This window comes from Achromobacter sp. RW408 (assembly GCF_003184165.1).
GTDB lineage: Bacteria > Pseudomonadota > Gammaproteobacteria > Burkholderiales > Burkholderiaceae_B > Achromobacter > Achromobacter xylosoxidans.
Genome location: NZ_QHHO01000012.1, coordinates 1 through 18,777 on the forward strand (window position 1 = coordinate 1; position 18,777 = coordinate 18,777).

Here is an 18,777-nt window from a genome sequence, read left to right on the forward strand (position 1 = left end):
GTGGGCGGGGCGGAACGGGTCCGAATGTGGGGCTGCGCGACGGCATGGCGTCGGCGCGGACGGCGCGCGCAGGCGGAGCGGGGTGGTGCCCGCGAGGGATGCCGCGGCAAGCGGCAATCGGGGATATCAGGGTCAGATCATAGGGCCTGCACCGTTCTGGTGCAAGCTCCGGGGCAAAACTGGTGCGTCAGCGCAGCGTGTAGCGTTGCACCGTGGTGCCGCCCTGGCCGGGTTGTTCCTGCGGGGCATGCGGCACCCAGCCGTCCGGCGTGATGACGGCGTCGAGGCGGAAGTCGTGGGCGGCGGGTTCATAGCCGGGGTCCAGTTCGCCGCAGCTCCAGGCCACGCCGATGGTGGTGAAGGCGTGGCCGCGCTCGCGCAGCGCCGCCAGCGTGCGGTCATAGTAGCCGCCGCCGTAACCGAGGCGGTCGGCGGATTCGGTGTAACCCAGGGTGGGCACCAGCAGCACGTCGGGCAGCACCTCGGCCCCTCGCGCCGGTTCCTGGATGCCATAGGGGCCGGCGCGCAGTTCGGCGTCGGGCGTCCAGGGCAGGAAGGCCAGCGGCGCGTTGCGTTCGCGCACCACCGGCAGCGCCACCGTGACACCATTTTCGGTCCATTGCTCCAGCAGCGGCCGCAGGTCCGGCTCGTCTTCCATGGGCCAGAAGGCCGCCACGACGGCGGGCGCGCGGCGGCCGGCCCGCACGGCTTCGTCGCGGGCCACGTTGAGCCAGGTGAACAGCCGCGCGCGCATCAGCAGACCGCCGCGGCTGCGTTGGTCTTCAGGCAGTTCGGCGCGCAGTTTCCGCAATCGCGTGCGTAGCTGGCTTGCGGTATCCTCTGGAGTATTTTGCGTAGTCATGCGGTAGCTGTAACAGGGGTGGAAAATGAAGGCGACAATGCGGGTCAGCGATAAAACGTCTAACGGTGCGAACCTGTGCGCGGGCCATCGCGCAGGCGGTCGCCACGCCGGCGGCCGCGCCAACGATCACGCGCATCGCCGCGCCTGCCTCTGCGCCTATCACTGCGCGGATCCGCAAGCTGCCCTCAAGGCCTGCGCATGAAGCCCGCGCGCAACGCCATGGCCGCGGTCCACGGCCCGCAATCCGGACGGTATCAGAAAACCGCCATGAAATCCCCGCGCACTGCCGACGCCCGCGCCGGCCTGCGCCGCTGGCTGCCCTTGCTGGCGCTGTTCACGGCGGCCTGCGCGCCCGTCGACGCCCAGCAGCGCACCGCATCCGTCAATACCCAGCCGCAACCCGCCGCGCAAGCGCCGCAACCGGCCATCGCCGTGCCGCCGGCCGTGCTCGCGGGCTTGCCGCCCACCGCCGAAACGCCCGCGCTGGCCGCCGTGGTGGCCGCGCGCGAAGCCATGAATCGCAAGCAGTGGTCGATCCTGGGCGCCCTGGTGCCCCAGGCCAAGTCCGATCCGCTCGGCATGTATCCCGAATACTGGCTGTTGCGCTACCAATTGTGGAGCCCGCCCGCGGGCGGGCGCCCCAACGCCGAGTTGCAGAAGTTCATCAACGGCAATGGCGACGCCTACCTGGCCGACCGGCTGCGCGCCGACTGGCTGCTGGCCGCCGCGCGCAGCGGCGACTTCGAAACCGTGCGCAAGTTGGCGCCGGTCAAGAACAGCAATGCCCAGGTCGAATGCGCCATCCTCAATGCCAAGCACATGACCGGCCAGCGCGCCACGGCCGCGCAGGCCATGGCGGTGTTCGCGCCGGGCAGCGCCTGCTGGACGCTGTACGACCAGCTGGTGGCCGACAACGTCCTGGGCTGGGACCAGCTCGAACCGCAGTTGCGTGACGCCATCGAGGCCAACAAGACCACCGACGCGCGCAAGTTCGTTCAGTACATGTTCGAGCCGCGCGACCAGAAGACCTACGACGTCCTCATCAAGGACCCGATGCGCTGGCTGACGCGGCAGGACCGCCTGCCGGTGGGCCGCAACGAAAAAGAACTGGTCACCATCGCGCTGGCGCGCCTGGCCCGTTCCGACATCAACGTGGCCGATTCCTACCTGCGGCGCGAATGGGCCAAGTCCATGGCCAAGTCGAACCTGGCCTGGATCCGTGGCCAGTACGCGCTGGTGGCCGCGCTCAACCTGGACAGCCGCGCCGACGACTGGTATCACGAAGCCGGCCATATCCGCATGACGGAATACAACGCCGGCTGGAAGGTGCGGGCGGCGCTACGCCAGCCCAAGATCGACTGGAAGTGGGTCATCGAGTCCATCGACCAGATGCCGGCCGCGCAGCAGCAGGATCCATCCTGGATCTACTGGAAGGCGCGCGGCATGGCCGCCACCGGCCGTCGCGAGCAGGCCAACGCGGCCTACGCCTCCATCGCCGACCGCTTCGACTTCTACGGCCAGTTGGCCGCCGAGGAACTGGGCCGGCGCATCACCGTGCCGCCGCGCCCGGCGCCCATCAGCGACAGCGAGATCGCCGAAGCCCGCGCCAACCCGGGCCTGCGCCGCGCGGTGCAGCTGTTCCGCCTGGGCTGGCGCCAGGAAGCCGTGCCCGAATGGAACTTCGCGTTGCGCGGCATGAGCGACCGCCAACTGCTTGCCGCCGCCGAACTGGCGCGCGCCGAGAACATCTACGACCGCGTGGTCAATACGTCCGACCGCACCGAGAAGGAATTCGATTTCAGCCAGCGCTTCATCGCGCCGTTCGAAGGCCGCGTCACCGCCAAGGCCAACGCCATCGCGCTCGACCCCGCCTGGGTCTACGGCCTGATCCGCCAGGAATCGCGCTTCATCATGGACGCGCGCTCGCACGTCGGCGCCTCCGGCCTGATGCAGCTGATGCCGGCCACGGCCAAATGGGTCGCGGGCAAGATCGGCATGAGCAACTTCACGCCCGACAGCGTCAACGACTTCGATACCAACACCGAGCTGGGCACCAACTATCTGAACATGGTGCTGCGCGACCTGAACGGCTCGCAGATGCTGGCCAGCGCCGGCTACAACGCCGGTCCGCGCCGCCCGCACAACTGGCGCTCGACCTTCAATCACCCCGTCGAAGGCGCGATCTTCGCCGAAACCATCCCGTTCAACGAGACGCGCACCTACGTCAAGAACGTGATGTCCAACTCGGTCTACTACGCCGCCATGTTCAGCGGCCAGCCGCAGTCGCTGAAAGAGCGGCTGGGCAACGTCGTGCCGCTGGGCGCGGAAAGCACCACCCTGCCATGACGGCGGATGTGGCGACGCAGGGCTTGCAGGCCTACATCGTGGGCGGCGCGGTGCGCGACGCGCTGCTCGGCCTGACGCCCGGCGATCACGACTGGGTGGTGGTCGGCGCCACGCCCGAGGACATGGCGCGGCGCGGCTTCATTCCGGTGGGTGGCGATTTCCCGGTGTTCCTGCACCCGGTCACCAAAGAGGAATACGCGCTGGCGCGCACCGAACGCAAGTCGGGCCGCGGCTACAAGGGTTTCACGTTCTACACGGGCACCGACGTCACGCTCGAAGAGGACCTGCGCCGCCGCGATCTGACGGTCAACGCCATTGCGCAGAAGCAGGACGGCGAACTGGTCGATCCGCTCGGCGGCGCCGCCGACGTCCGGGCCCGCGTGTTCCGCCATGTGGGCGAGGCATTCCAGGAAGATCCCGTGCGCATCCTGCGCCTGGCCCGCTTCGCCGCGCGTTTCGCCGACTTCAGCGTCGCGCCCGAGACCATGGCCCTGTGCCGCCAGATGGTCGAGGCCGGCGAGGCCGACGCCCTGGTGCCCGAGCGCGTCTGGAAAGAAGTGTCGCGCGGCTTGATGGCGGCCGCGCCGTCGCGCATGCTGGACGTGTTGCGGCAGTCGGGGGCGCTGGAGCGCGTCATGCCCGAATTGACAGGGTCCGAGGAGACCGGTGGCGACGTCGATCGCGCGGCCGCGCGCAAGCTGTCGCTGCCGGGCCGTTATGCGCTGCTGTGCCGGCTGTCGCCCGGACGCGAGGCCCTGGGCCGGCGCTTGCGCGTGCCTACCGAGTGCAACGACTACGCGCGTCTGCTGCCCGACATGTTGACGGGTCTGGATGCCGCGCAGGCGGCTGGCGCCGACCCGGCCGATGCGCAGCTTGCGCTGATGGAGCGGGTCGATGCGTTGCGCAAGCCTGAGCGCTTCCTTGATCTGCTGGCGGCGGCGGCGGTGCTGCGCCCGGTGGATGGCAATGCCTGGCGCGATCGGGCCGAAGCCGTGCGCGGCGTGGATGCCGGCGCCATCGCTCGCTCCTGCGCGGGCGATCCGGCGCGCATCAAACAGAGCCTGCGCGAGGCGCGCTTGCAGCGGCTGCGCGCCGCCTGACGCCGCCCCTTCCTACAGCTTGCCGAGGCGGTCGCCGCGCGCAAAGCCGATCAGCGGCTGCGTGATGCCGCGGCCCACCGCCAGCACCTTGAACAGTTCGCCCATCTCGGCTTCCGACAGCAGCTTCTGCACCGGCGCCACCGCCTGCGCGTAGGTCCGCGCGTCGGTCGGATCCAGTTGCGCGAGCAACTCCATCAGTCCGGCGTTCATCAGGAAGCGCGCCTGCGAGGTATATCCCAGCACTTGCAGACCCGCTGCCTGCGCCGCATCCGCCATGGCGGTGAAGTCGACGTGCGCCGTGATGTCCTGCAGCCCCGGCGCGGTGAACGGATCGCCATGCGCGTGGTGGCGCAGATGGCACATCAGCGTGCCGCCGGCGCGTTGCGGGTGGTAGTACTCACCCTGCGGAAATCCATAGTCGACCAGCAGCGCCGCGCCCTGTTCCAGCCAGCCGCTCATGCCGTCGATCCAGGCTTCGGCCTGCAGGTTGATCTCGGACACATACCCCGGCAACGCCGGCATGCGCGCTGCCACCGCCTCTGCCAGGCGCCGCGGAGCCGGCCGGTCTTCCCAGACGAAACCCTGGGCCGGGTCCAGCGTCACGCCGCGTTCCAGCACCACGCCGTCATCGCTCCAGCGGAATAGCGACACTGGCATCGCGTCCAGCACCTCGTTGGCCAGCACGCAACCGCGGAAACGTTCGGGCAGCGCATCCAGCCAGCGCACCCGCTCGCCGAACGGCGCCAGCCGCTCGGCCTGGCGCGCGCGCAGGTCGGCCGATATTTCGAGAATCAGGTACTGCGTCTCCTGCAGCCCCTGCGCATCCAGCTCGCGCAGCACGCCTTCGGCCAGCGCGCCGGTGCCGGCGCCGAACTCCAGCACCGTCTGGGTATCGGTCTGGCGCAGCACCTGGGCGACCTGGCGCGCCAGGGTGCGGGCGAACAGCGGCGTCAGTTGCGGCGCGGTGACGAAATCGCCCGCGGGCGCGCGCGCATCGGCTTCGGCCAGCTTGACGTTGCCGGCCGCGTAGTAGCCCAGCCCCGGCGCATACAGCGCCTCGGCCATCCAGTGATCGAACGGCAGCCAGCCCGAAGCGGCGGCGATGGCGGCGCGCAGATGCGCGGCGGCGGCTTCGCTATGGGCCTGGGCGGCGGGAGACAGCGGGGGCAGGTTGGCGGGAGCGGGGCGTTGCATGGAGGAAGGAAAGGCGTCGTGAATAGGGCATTTTCCCAAAAAACAAACCCCGCGACAGGCGCGGGGTTTGTTGGGTGCCGATCAGGGCTTAGCCGCGGCGGGCGCCGGCCGGCTTGTTGAAGCGCTTGGCGGGGCCGCCGGGGCGCTTGTCGAAGCTGGGACGGTCACGGAAACCGCCTTCCGAGCGGTCGCCGCCGCGGAAGCCGCCTTCGCGCTGCGGACGGTCGCCAAAGCTGGGGCGATCGCTGAAGCTCGGACGCGAATCGCGGTCGCCGCCACGGAAGCCGCCTTCACGCGGGCCGCGCTCGTTGAACGGGCGCGGATCGCGCTGCGGGCGATCGCCGAAGCTGGGACGGTCGCTGAAGCTCGGGCGCGAATCACGGTCGCCGCCACGGAAACCGCCTTCACGCTGGGGGCGGTCGCCGAAGGGACGATTGCCCTGGTAGCCGCCTTCGCGCTGGGGACGATCACCGAAGCTGGGACGATCGCCGAACGAACGGGCCGGGCGGTCGCCGAACGGGCGGTTGCCTTGGTAGCCGCCGCCTTCGCGGGCGCCCTGGTAGCCGCCTTCGCGCGGCTTGAATTCACCACGCGGACCGCCGAACGAGCGGCCTTCACGCGAACCGCCGTCACGGTGGCCCTGGTAGCCGCCGCCGAAGCCGCCCGGACGCTTGCCGAAAGGCTTGCCGCCGCGCGGCGCGCCGCCGGTCGACGGACGCGGGGTGCGCTTGGGTTCCAGGCCGGCGATCACTTCGGGCGTGATGGACTGGCCAATGTAGTGTTCGATACGGCGCACCTTGTGGCGCTCGGAATGCGTGGCCAGCGTGAACGCCAGGCCGTTGCGACCGGCGCGGCCGGTACGGCCGATACGGTGCACGTAGTCCTCGGCCTGCATCGGCAGGTCGAAGTTGACGGCGTGGCTGATGCCTTGCACGTCGATGCCGCGCGCGGCCACGTCGGTGGCGACCAGGATGCGCAGCTGGCCGCGCTGCAGCTGCGACAGCGTGCGGGTGCGTTGGCGCTGGTTCATGTCGCCGTGCAGGGCGGCGGCGGCAAAGCCCTGGTCGGCCAGGTGGTCGGCCAGATCGTCGGCGCCGCGCTTGGTCGACGTAAAGACGATGGCCTGGTCCAGCGAAGCGTCGCGCAGGACGTGGTCCAGCAGCTGCATCTTGTGGCTGGCGTCGTCCGCGTACAGCAGGCTCTGCGTGATGTTGGTGTGCTTTTCCTTGGCGCCGGCGACTTCGATGCGCTGCGGGTCGCGCATCATGCGCGCGGCCAGCTTGGCAACGGTGCCGTCCAGCGTGGCCGAGAACAGCAGCGTCTGGCGTTCGACCGGCAGGCGGCTGATGATGGTTTCGATATCCTCGATGAAGCCCATGTCCAGCATGCGGTCGGCTTCGTCCAGCACCAGGGTGTGCACGGTGTTCAGTTTGACGCGGCCCGAATTCAGGTGATCGATCAGGCGGCCGGGCGTGGCCACCAGCACATCGACGCGGCGCGACAGCGCCTTCAGCTGGGCGCCATAGGGCATGCCGCCGACGACGGTGGCGGTGCGCAGGTCGGCCAGCTTGCGGCCGTAGGTGGCGGTGGCGTCGGTGACCTGCAGGGCCAGTTCGCGGGTCGGGGCCAGCACCAGCACTTGCACGCCGACGCCCTTGTTGGCGGGCATCTGGGCGATGCGGTGCAGCGCCGGCAGCATGAAGGCGGCGGTCTTGCCGCTACCGGTCTGCGACGACACCATCAGGTCGTGGCCGGCCAGCGCCTGCGGAATGGCCGAGGCTTGCACGGTGGTGGGGGTGGTGAAGCCAGCGTCTTGCAGGGCCGACAGCAGGGCGGGCGCCAGGCCCAGGTTTTCGAAAGACATTACTTTCCCTTGCCGCGATCAAATGCGGCGCAGTGCTTGGTCGGGCCAGGGGATTAGGCGGCCGGATCCAGGCGACGGTTGATGGAGCATCGTGCCGACCGAATCAACCGTGCGCGTGGCGCGTTCCCGTGATGCTGCTTGGAACGCAGGGCGAAAGGAAAGGAGGTCAGGAATCGATGATGTTCGGCATGGGGCTGGGCTTGGTTGCCCGGCAGACTGCTGAAATTTCCGCTAAATCAAGGCGGTAAATGCCGAACTCGTTTGGTGCAGTGCGGCGATCATAACCCGAATTCGCCTTGTGCGGGAATTATTTTTTTGTCCAGCTTCCAATCAATAGGGTTTTTCCCTTGGTCGCTCAACCACCGGTTGGTCGCCAGGAAATGGCCGCAGCCTAGGAACGGCACGGGCGGGCGCCGGGCAGACAGGGGAGAAGGATGATTGGCCATCAGCACCAGATGGCCACTGTCGTGCGGAAGCAACGCCTGCTTGGCCTGGGCGTGGGCGCCCCACAGCATGAAAACCTTCGGAGACGGGTCTTGCGCCACCAGGGCGATGAGCGCGTCCGTCACGGTTTCCCAACCCCGCTTGGCGTGGGACGCGGGTTGCCCGTCCTCCACCGTGAGGGCGGTGTTTAGCAGCAACACGCCTTGAGCGGCCCACGGCGTCAGGTCATTGCCGGCCGGCAGCGGCGTGCCGGGATATTCCTGCGCGATTTCATTGAAGATGTTGCGCAGGCTGGGCGGGCGCTTGCAGTCGTCCGGCACCGAGAATGCCAGCCCTTGTGCCTGTCCAGGGCCGTGATACGGGTCCTGGCCCAGGATCACCACTCGCACGTCCGAGGGCGCCAGGCCGTGCAGGGCGCGAAAGGGCGTGGCCGGATAGATCACCGCGCCTTCGGCAAGGCGCTTTTCCACATGGGCGGTCACGGCCTGTAGCGCCGTGGCGACGCGTGGGGCCTGCAGGGCGGCCTGCCAGGCGGCGGGCAATTGTGCCGTCTGGGTGGCGAGGGCGGAGGGAATCAGGCGGTTATCGATCGGCATGGGCGCGATTTTGGCACAGCGCGGGGCGCGTCACAGGTACCGGCGCGGCCATGATTTTCCGGCAGTTTCAGACTGTTCCTATCGCCATGGGCGGGCCGAGCGACTAATTTAGCGACGTAAGAGTGCGTAACGGAATGGCCACGTGCTCCACGCTGCATATTTTCGATTGTCGCCAAAAAGCCTTTGAAAAAGCCGGCATAAATTGAAATATGCGCTTAATTAACGCGATTTCCATCCGTTATTGAAAGAAACCGGCAATTTCAATAAGAAACAAGTGCATACCATCGTACCGCGAAGCCGCCTCCGGCAGAGGCTGCTTCCCTGCCTGGCGCTGTGCGTTTCATCCATCGCCTCGCTGACCATCCCGCCTGGGCTGGCCGCGCAATCGTTGCCCGCAGAGGCCGCCACTCGCGCCAGCGACATCCAGCGCCGCCAGGAGCAGGAGCTGGACGCCCAGCGCGCCCGCGCCGCCGAGCGGCCGGACGTGCTGTCGGCGCCGTCCACAGGCGCCGGCGAGGGGCCGCTGGTGTTTCCGGTGGAGTCTCCCTGCTTCACGCTGGACAAGGTGGTCTGGGACGGCTCACCGCCACCCGCCGCGCTGCGCCGCGACAGCGAGGCGGCGCTGGGCCGGTGCGTGGGCGGCCGGGGCCTGCAAGCCCTGCAGGCCCACCTGATGGCGCGCCTGATCGACCGCGGCCTGATCACCGCCCGCGTGCTGGTGCCGGAGCAATCGCTGGCCAGCGGCACCCTGACCCTGCGCTACGTGCCCGGCCGCATTGCCGGCGTCAAGAGCGACGGCGCGCCCGGCTGGTGGCGCACCGCGCTGCCCACCTGGCCAGGCGGCGAGGTCAATCAGCGTGACCTGGACCAGGCGCTGGAAAATATCCGCCGCCTGGCCGGCCAGGCGGACGCGTCGATCGACGTCGCGCCCGGTCCCGAGCTGGGCGATTCCGACATCATCATCAAGCCCGGCACCGGCAAGCGCTGGCATGCCTACGTGGGTGGCGACAACGCCGGCATGGAATCGACCGGCAAGAACCAGGTGAACGCCGGACTCACGCTCGATTCGCCGCTGTTCCTGTACGACCAGTTGTCGGTGTCCTGGAATAGCAACGCCGACCTGCGCAACAACGACGCCGGCTCGCGCGCCGCGTCGGTCAACTACAGCATTCCGTTCGGCTACTGGACCCTGTTCGCCGGCGCCAGCAAGTCGCGCTATCGCCAGACGGTGGCCGGTTTCGAAGAGCCCATCGTCTACGGCGGCACCAGCAAGCAGATCGAGGCGGGCGTGTCGGTGGTGCCGTACCGCGGCGCCAGCTACAAGGGCACAGCCATGTTGAAGTTCCTGCGCAAGCGTGCCAACAGCACCCTCAACGACATCGACATCGAGGTGCAGCGGCGCGACGTGGTCGGCTACGAGTTCAGCTACGGCCACCGCCAATACATCGACCAGATGGTGCTGGATCTTGGCGGCGGCGTGCGCGGCACGTTGCCGCAGTTCTCCGACCAGCCCGGCTACGTCTACGGCGATCCCGACTGGAACGGCCGCAGCACCATCCTGACGGCCAACGCCGGCCTTTACCTGCCCTTCAAGGTGGCCGGCCAGCAAATGGCCTACCAGGCCAATTGGCAGATCCAGCACGCCAAGACGCCCATCGTGCCCGCGGATTACTTCACCATCGGCAACCGCTATGCGGTGCGCGGCTTCGATGGCCAGATGACGCTGGCCGCGGAAGACGGCTGGACCCTGCGCAATGACCTGTCGCTGAACCTGGGCAACCTGGGCCAGCAACTTTACACGGGCCTGGATGCCGGCCGCGTTGGCGGCCCTTCGGCCGAGTACCTGGCCAGCCGCACGCTGGTCGGCGCGGTGGCCGGCTTGCGAGGGCGCATCGCCATCCCCGGCGCTGCCAATGCGGTCAACGCCAGCTACGACCTGTCGGCCGGCTGGCCGCTGAAAAAGCCGGACAACCTGAAGACCCAAAGCACGGTCTTCGCCGCCACGCTGATGTTCGAGTTCTAGACCGGGCGGGCCCTGGGCCCGGTCCGCCGTTCGATCTGTTGCTTCACGTTTACCGAGAGTCGCCTCGCCATGTCCAAGCTTCGTTCCGTAGTCGTCTGGTTGGTGCTGTATACGCAGGTCTGGACGCCCGTGCTGGCACAGACACTGCCCATCTCCGTGGACAAGAACGTGGCGGGCCAACGGCCCGTGGTGGGCACAGCCAACGGCGTACCTGTGGTCAACATTGCGCCGCCCTCGGCCGGCGGCGTCTCGAACAACCGCTACACCCAGTTCAACGTCGGTCCCTCGGGCGTCGTGCTGAACAACAGCGGGGCGGCGAGCCAGACGCAACTGGCAGGCCAGGTGGCGGGCAATCCGATGCTGGGCAACCAGCGCGCCGCAACCATCCTGAACCAGGTCACAGCAAACAATCCGTCGCGCTTGATGGGCATGCTGGAAGTCGCGGGCAACCGCGCCAATGTCATCGTCGCCAATCCAGCCGGCATTACTTGCAACGGCTGCGGCTTCCTGAATGCCAACCGCGCCACGCTGACCACCGGCAAGCCGATGATCGGTCCGGACGGCACCCTGGGCTTTGACATTGCCAGCGGTCGTCTCGCCATCGAGGGCGCGGGCCTGTATGGCGCGAACCTCAGTCAAGTCGACCTGCTGGCTCGAACACTGGAGCTGAACGCGCAGGTGTGGGCTGATCGTCTGAACGTGGTGGCGGGCTCCGCGCGCGTGGGCTACGACGGCATCGATGTGTCGGCATTGGCCGGCGATGGCGCCGGCACGGGCGTCGCGCTGGATGTGGCGGCCCTGGGCGGTATGTACGCCAACAGCATCCGCTTGATCGGCACCGAGGCCGGCGTGGGCGTGAACGTGGGCGGCAACCTGGCGGCCCTGACCGGCACCCTTAGCGTCAGCGCCAATGGCGACGTCAGGATCCTGCCGTCGGGCCGCCTGCAGGCCGCCACCGACCTGTCGGTCCGAAGCGGACGCGACATCATCAACGATGGCACGGCCGCCGCGGGCGGCGCGCTGGCATTGAACGCGGCCGGCAAGTTCGCCAACAACAACGCCATGTCTTCAGGCGCGGGCGCCAGCATCGTGGCGCGTCAAATGGAGAACCGGGGCGCATTCACGGCAGGCCTGCGCAGCGACGGCACCATCAGTCCGCTGGGCGCGTTGAGCGTGCGGGTCGACCAGCTGCTCAACCCCGGCTCGCTCGTGGCAGGCGGCGATGCCACGGTAACCGCCGGCGTGCTGGGCCTGTCCGGCGGCAAGTTCGTCGCCGGCGGGCTACTGACGCTGGACGCCAGCGGCGCGATCAGCAATCGCGGCGGCGCCGTTTATGGCGGCTCGGTGGCGCTGCGCGCCGCCAACCTCGACAACACCGCGGGCAAACTCACCAGCGGCGGCGCGCTCGAGGGCCGCGTGGCAGGCATGGTCGACAACACCGGCGGCACGCTGGCAGGCGCGGGCGCCGTCGACATCAGCGGCAAATCCGTGGTCAACGCAGCGGGGGGAGTGGTTTCGGGCGACAGCGTGGCGTTGCGCGGCAACGCCGGCATCGACAATCAGGGCGGATCGGTCCAGGCCAATGGCGCGCTGCGTGTCGAAACGGCGGGTGCGTTGGACAATCGGGGCGGCAAGCTGTTGGGCGGCAGCGCCGAGATCCAGGCGGCCAGCCTGGACAACCGCGCTGGCGTGGCGCAGGCGGATGGCAAGCTGGCCATCGCCAACACCGGCGCGCTGCGCAACCAGGGCGGCGGTCTGTATGGCGGTTCGGCCGACTTGAAGACGGGCAGCCTGGAGAACGCGGGCGGGCGCATCGCGACCGGCGGCGCGCTCGATCTGAATGCGGACGGCGCCGTCGACAATATCGGCGGCACCATCGCCGCGCAGGGCCAGGCGACGCTGAATGCGCAGCGCCTGGCCAATACCCGCGGCATCGTCGCCGCGAGCGGCCTGACGCTCAAGACACAGGGAGTGCTCGACAACAGCGGCGGCCTGATCCAGGCCGACAATGCCCTGGCCTTGAACGCGGGCAGCTTGAACAACCGCGACACGCTCGCCAACGGTATCGCGGGCGCTGGCGGCACCGCTGCCGGGGCCCTCGGGTTGATGGGCAAGCAGGTCACCTTGAACACCGGTTCGGTCGACAACCAGGCCGGCCGTATCGGCGCGGGACAGGACCTGGCGCTGACCACCGGCACGCTCGAGAACGCGCGTGGCAACGTGTCGTCCGATGCCAAGGCCACGCTGGCTTTCACCCGCCTGGCCAACACGGGCGGCGCGCTGACCGCGGGAGCATCGCTGGAACTCGTGACCGGCAACCTGGACAACGATGGCAAGATCCACTCGGGCCAGGACCTGAAGATAACGGCGGATACGCTCACCAACCGCGCGGGCGGTGAATTGATTGCCGTGCGCAACAACGAACTGGTCATCGGCGGCCTGCTGGCCAACGCCGGCCTGATCGACGGCGGCTACACCCGCATCACCGCCGGCAACCTGGTCAACACCGGACGCATTTATGGCGACCGCATAGGCATCCAGACGCCGTTGCTGCAGAACGAGCCCAACGCCGTCATCGCCTCTCGTGGCGACATGGACCTGGGCGTGGGCACGCTGACCAACCGCGAGCATGCGCTGATCTATGCGGCAGGCGACCTGCGGATCGGCGGCGCGCTGGACGGCGCCGGCAAGGCGGCGGGGCAGGCGACACTGCTGGCCAACGAATCGGCCACCATCGAAGCCGAGCGCAACGCAGACATCGCCGCGGCCAGTATCCAGAACCGCAATCTGCACTTTGCCAGCGAAACGGTGGAGGTCGGCCGCGGTCCCAAGCTGTATTACCGCCTGGAGAATTCCACCGAGTTCCTGGACGGCTCCAAGTTGTGGCTCTGCGATGCCGTGACGGAACTGTGCGGCCGTGATCCCGTGACGTTCCTGGAGGATGATTCGGAGCGGCGCCTGTTGCTGCCGTCCACGAAATACCCCGAGTCGCGCTACGGGCCGCCCTTCGACTATTTCAAGGGACAGCGGGGCAAGGCCGGCGTCAGCGCGCCCATTCCGCCCGCGTGGCTGCCCGACCAATATGTCTGCGACGGACCCGGCGGCGATGCCGGCGGGTCTTGCACCACCGAGCCAGGAGGGCCGCGCTACAAGGCGGGCGAACGCATCTGGAGCGTGTTCGATGTCGCCGAACCCGTGGCTGTTCCTCCCAAGGTGGAACAGAAATGCAACGGCAATCAGATTTGCCTCGTATCGACGCCGGAACGCGAGCAGGCGCTGGCCCTGAACAAGGCCCGCCACGATGAACTCGCGGGAAAGATCTACGCCTTCAACGCGGACTTCAACAGCAGGTTGGTCAAGAACTTCTTCTACTACAAGGTCGAGGAAGTCGTCATGGAAAGCCGTACCTTGTCGACAGATCCCGCCAAGATCATTGTCGGCGGCGCCGCCACATTCACCGGTACGGTCACCAATGACAAGAGCCGCATTGTCGCCGGTGGCACCTTGTCGGTGGCGGGTCCCGCGATCAACAACCTGGGCGCCGAAGGTGTCCGTTCAATCGAGCGGACAGGCATCGAAGTGCGCACGGTCGGCAAAGGGCAGGATCGCAATGAAAGCACCTCCGACTACAAGGACGTCGTGGCGCCCCAGCGCATCGAACTGGCCGTGGCCAGCTCGGACGGCAATACCGCGCCGCCCCAGACCGGCAATCGGTCGCCAGGCGCCAGCGCCATCTCCAACATTCAGGCGCCCGCGCGGGTCCTGGAGGTCGGCCTGCCAGGCAAGGGGATCATTCGGGTCGTCACCCTGCCGCCCACGGTTCCCACCAACACCCTGTATCGCGTCATGACGGCGCCGGAAGCGCCGTACCTGATCGCCACCGACAGCCGGTTCCTGGGCCAGCGCCAACCCGTATCAAGCGACTTTCTGCTGCAGAAAATCAACCAGGACAGCGGCCACATTCTCAAGCGTCTGGGCGACGGCTTCTATGAGCAGAAGCTGGTCGCCGAGCAGATCATGCTGGCCACCGGGCAACGCTTCGTCGGCGACTATACCGACAATGAATCCCAGTACAAGGCCCTGCTGGCCGCGGGTGCGGACTTCGCCACTCAATACGGGCTGACGGTGGGGACGGCCCTGTCCGAAGAGCAGATGCGGCACCTGACCAGCGACATTGTGTGGCTGGTGGAACAGACGGTCACGCTGCCTGATGGAAGCCAGCAGACGGTGCTTACGCCGCAGGTATATCTTGCCGTCAAGCCGGGCGACCTGCGTGGCGACGGTACGTTGATCGCGGGGCGCGACACGCGCATAAACACCTCGGGCGACGTCAATAACAGCGGCACCATCGGCGCGCGCAACGCGTTGGTCGTCGAGGCCGAGAACGTACGCAATACTGTTGGCTCGATGCAGGGCAAGACGGTAAACCTGGCGGCGCGCAACGATATCGAGAATCTGGCGGGGTTGCTCAAGGGCGACAAGGTCGCGTTGAGCGCCGGGCGCGATGTCAATCTGAAAGCCTCGACGCAATCGAACGCCAGCGGCGGGGTCAGCAGCACGCGGGTCGACGGCGTGGCGCGTATCGACGCCGGTGACTTGAATGTGCAAGCCGGGCGCGACGTCAACGCGCAGGCCGCGGGTATTGCCGCGACCGGTGACGCGCGTATCCAGGCGGGCAACGATATCAACCTGACCACCGAGCAGGAGCGGTATGCCGAGTCATACGACTACGGCAAGAAGAATCGCTCCGAGATGCGGTCTGCCACCGAAGTGGGATCGCGCATCGTCGCTGGCGGCAATCTCACGCTGATTGCCGGACAGGACGTGAACGCTCGCGCGGCCGAAGTCACCTCGGACAAGCAGCTGGCCGTGGGGGCGGGACGCGACATCAATGTCGTCGCCGGCACCGACAGCAATTACGCCTACAGCGAGACCTATTACAAGAAGCGCGGGTTCCTGTCGAGCAAGAGCGAACACCGCAAGACCGAGTCGGACTGGACAACATCGGCTTCCTCGACTTTCACGGGCGACAGTGCAGTGCTGATGGCCGGACGCGACCTGAACGTCGTTGGCTCCAATGTGGCAGCCCAGAACGACCTTGTCATGTCGGCTGACCGTAACGTCAACATCGTGGCAGCGCAGAACACGTCGGAGGAGTACCAGTACGAAAAGGTCAAGAAATCGGGTTTTGGGGCGATGGGCGGCCTGAGCTATGGATCTCGTCAAACCACGGACTGGACGGACACCGAGCGGGGACTGGCCGCCGGTAGCACGATAGGCAGTGTCACAGGCGACGTGTTGATCAACGCGGCGGGGTCGTTGAACGTACTGGGCAGCGACATTCTGGCGCGTCGTGGCGACATCACGATGATTGGGCGCGATGTCAACATCATTGGCGGGGCCGACACCATGCGCCAGCGCGAGGTGCATGAGGTCAAGCAGTCTGGCTTCAGCATCAACGCCAGTACCCCTGTCGTCAGTGCGATGCAGACTGCCGGAAGAATGGGTGAGGCCGCCGGCAAGACGGATAACAAGGTCATGCAGGGGCTTGCATTGGCGACTACCGGGCTGGCAGGCATCAATGCCTACGATGCCGTGATGGGGGCCAAGGACAAGGCGGGCGGCTTCAACGCCAGTATCGATTTTGGCAGCAGTAAGAGCCAAACGACCATCAAGCGGGAATCGACTTCCGTATCTGGCTCGAATGTTGCGGCAGGCAAGGACTTGACCATCGTCGCCAAAGGCGGTGGCAAGGATTCCGACATCACCGTGACGGGTTCGCGTCTGTCCGCCGGGAATAACGCGGTCCTCAAGGCTGATGGCGATATCTTGCTGCAGGCCGCCCAGAACTCTTTCGAGCAGCACACAACCAACAAGAGTTCGAATTCCAGCATCGGCGTGGGGGTGACTGCGGGCAACAACGGCTTTGGCCTTGTGGTCAATCTTGCTGCAGGAGGCGCGCGCGGCTATGCGGATGGCAAGGACACCAGTTGGACCTACACAACCGTTACCGCCGGGAATACGCTGGCGTTGCAGTCTGGTGGAGACACATCGCTTATCGGAGCGGTGGGGCAGGCCGACCAGATCATTGCTTCTGTGGGCAACAACTTGCGCATCGAGACGCTGCAGGACACCAGCACCTATAAGTCCAAGCAGCAAAGCGCGGGCATCAACGCCAGTATCTGCGTATATGGCTATTGCAGCAGCAGCGTGTCCGCCAATGTCTCGCAGGGCAAGATGAACAGCGACTTCAAGTCCGCCACCGAGCAGGCGGGGTTGAAGGCGGGCAATGGCGGTTTCATCGTCGACGTCAAGAACAACACGACATTGATTGGCGGAGTCATAGCCAGCGGGGACCAAGCCGTCATCGATGGCTTGAACCGAGTCAGTACCGGCACCCTGGTTGTCCAGGATCTGAAGAACACAGCCGACTACAAGGCCAGCCAGGTGGCGGTGGGTGGGGGCTATGGCTGGGGCGATTCGAAGACCGGCGTTGGCATGGGCACCACCTCCAAGGGGGAGGTGGCCGGAGGCTCGAAAGCCGAAGCAGGGACGAAGGTGCCAACGACCAGCGGTGGCGTTGGCATGGGAGTGCCCGTCGCGCTGGGTGCGTCGGGTAGAGCCAATTCGACGACCAACAGCGCCATCAGCGGCGGGAAGATTGAGATTCGCGATGAGGCAGGTCAGTTGGCGCTGACGGGAAAGACGGCCGCGGAAACCATTGCTTCGTTGAATCGCGACACATCGTCAGACACGCTGAATGCGCTGAAGCCGATTTTTGATAAGGAGAAGATTGAGGCGGGATTTGCGATCGCTTCGGAGGCCAGTCGTCAGATGGGTCAGTACTTGACCAATCGGGCGAAGGAGGCTGATGAACTGAAGAAGGCGATGAGTACCGAGAACGACCCGACTCGGTATGTGGAGCTCGAGCGTCAATACGAGAATGCCAAGCAATGGCTGCCAGGTGGCACATATCGGCAAGTTGCCAACGCAATCTTGGCTGCGACGGGAAGCAATGTGACCGGTGCGGCTAGCACTATCGCGCAAAACGCAGTGGTTAGCTATCTGCAGCAGCAAGGCGCGGCCCAAATCGGGAAATGGGTAGGGGAAGGCATCATTCGCGGCGGTTCCGCGGAGCATGCAGCGTTGCAAGCGATCGTAGGTTGTGCGGGGGCGGGGGCGAGTGGCCAGAGTTGTGCTGCAGGCGCCGCTGGCGCCGCTGCTGCCGTAGTAATAAGTGCATTGCTGGACAGCTCGAAGGGCAAAAGCAACGAGGATGCGGAGGCCCGTCGCAATCTTGTGGCGTCGCTTATTGCGGGTGCGGCCGCTGTCGCGGGTGCCGAGGGCCTCGCGACCATCACAAGCGCAGCGATTGCGGAGCTGGACAACAATTCCCTCAATCCCCTGCATGATCAAGCTCTTATTGGGCGCTTGGCGCAGATGGAGAAGCTGGAGCCGGAAGAACAGGTCGAATTGCTGCAGCGACTCAAGGCCGCGCACGCGAAGGGTACACAGACCGCTCTGGATCAGATGAAGAGTGTCTTCGGGCCGGAGGAGTTAAAGGAGACGCGGGATCAGTTGGAGTCCATGCTGGGGACGGGGTCTGCTTGCGGTCAGGTTCCGGCGTGCGCGTTGCAACTGACGAGGTCAATCAAAGAACTCGATAGCTTGTTAGTTCAGTACAAGACACAGAGTGAATTGACTCCCAAGGTCGATGCTGCATTGTTGGTCTTCGATCTTGCGACGAGCGGGATCGTAGGGGTGGTGAAGGGGCCCGTCCTAGACGCTATTCGGCTCAGTGCCACACGGGCGGCAGGTGGATCGTTGGAGATGGCTACGGCTAAGATGGCCTATGCCGATGGTGCTTCGTGGTCGGTACGGAATGCTGAGGTGTTGGCATCGGATGGTAAGACTGTGTTGGCAAGGCAAAATCCGATTACCGGAAAATACGAGCCAGCCGGATCATTTCTGCCTGCACCGCCTGTTAGGGAAACCGGTACCGTTTGGGACTTTATTAAGTCTACCCAGCCGAATTATCCTGGGTCAGTAATTCCGAAGTCTTTTGAACTGTCCTTGTCAAATGGTCAGACAGTGTGGGTGCACGGAAATGCGACAGAACACATTGCTGAGTATGCCAAGATGAAGGCCGTAAACTACACTCCAGAGGCGGTCCGCCTAGCATCCCAACAGCAATTGGCCAGCCTACAGGCTGCGGTCAATACCGCGACGAAATCCGGAGTTCCATACGATAAGGTCATAAATATTGGTGGTTGGGAATTAAAATTCTCTCCGACACGGGATGCTGGAGGATATCCAGTTCTTATTCATGCTCTTCCAAAGATGTAAAA

Annotated in this window: 8 protein-coding genes; 4 read left to right on the top strand and 4 right to left on the bottom strand. The window is 66.1% G+C overall.

Annotated elements, in window-relative coordinates; genetic code table 11:
- Nucleotides 1-187 precede the first annotated feature (187 nt).
- Nucleotides 188-862, bottom strand: a complete 675-nt coding sequence (locus tag DK459_RS01915; protein ID WP_035184374.1) for a 5-formyltetrahydrofolate cyclo-ligase — start codon at nucleotides 860-862, stop codon at nucleotides 188-190.
- A 267-nt stretch (nucleotides 863-1,129) separates the two neighbouring features.
- On the opposite strand from DK459_RS01915, the gene DK459_RS01920 reads away from it, so the two are divergent.
- Together DK459_RS01920 and DK459_RS01925 are read left to right on the top strand one after the other, a co-directional pair.
- Entirely contained in the window at nucleotides 1,130-3,208 is a 2,079-nt protein-coding gene (locus DK459_RS01920; protein ID WP_161801354.1) for a lytic transglycosylase domain-containing protein, read from the top strand.
- Nucleotides 3,205-4,308, top strand: coding sequence for a tRNA CCA-pyrophosphorylase (locus DK459_RS01925; protein WP_006389803.1), 1,104 nt, complete (start codon nucleotides 3,205-3,207; stop codon nucleotides 4,306-4,308). Before DK459_RS01920 ends, DK459_RS01925 begins: the two co-directional genes overlap by 4 nt.
- Before the next feature lie 12 nt (nucleotides 4,309-4,320).
- Here DK459_RS01925 and DK459_RS01930 read toward each other — a convergent pair whose 3' ends face one another.
- The 3 genes from DK459_RS01930 to DK459_RS01940 all read right to left on the bottom strand — a co-directional run bounded on the left by DK459_RS01930 (nucleotide 4,321) and on the right by DK459_RS01940 (nucleotide 8,406).
- Entirely contained in the window at nucleotides 4,321-5,502 is a 1,182-nt protein-coding gene (locus DK459_RS01930) for a class I SAM-dependent methyltransferase (protein WP_006389805.1), read from the bottom strand.
- Between the two features lie 88 nt (nucleotides 5,503-5,590).
- Nucleotides 5,591-7,366: a DEAD/DEAH box helicase gene (locus DK459_RS01935; RefSeq protein ID WP_006389806.1), complete on the bottom strand. Its 1,776-nt coding sequence runs from the start codon at nucleotides 7,364-7,366 to the stop codon at nucleotides 5,591-5,593.
- Between the two features lie 278 nt (nucleotides 7,367-7,644).
- Entirely contained in the window at nucleotides 7,645-8,406 is a 762-nt protein-coding gene (locus DK459_RS01940; protein WP_006389807.1) for a uracil-DNA glycosylase, read from the bottom strand.
- A gap of 274 nt (nucleotides 8,407-8,680) precedes the next feature.
- Here DK459_RS01940 and DK459_RS01945 point away from each other — a divergent pair, with 274 nt between their 5' ends.
- The gene (locus DK459_RS01945) at nucleotides 8,681-10,429 is read left to right on the top strand and encodes a ShlB/FhaC/HecB family hemolysin secretion/activation protein (protein WP_070541580.1); all 1,749 of its coding nucleotides are present in this window, start codon (nucleotides 8,681-8,683) and stop codon (nucleotides 10,427-10,429) included.
- Between the two features lie 69 nt (nucleotides 10,430-10,498).
- Entirely contained in the window at nucleotides 10,499-18,775 is an 8,277-nt protein-coding gene (locus DK459_RS01950; protein WP_233256744.1) for a hemagglutinin repeat-containing protein, read from the top strand.
- Nucleotides 18,776-18,777: the final 2 nt, after the last annotated feature.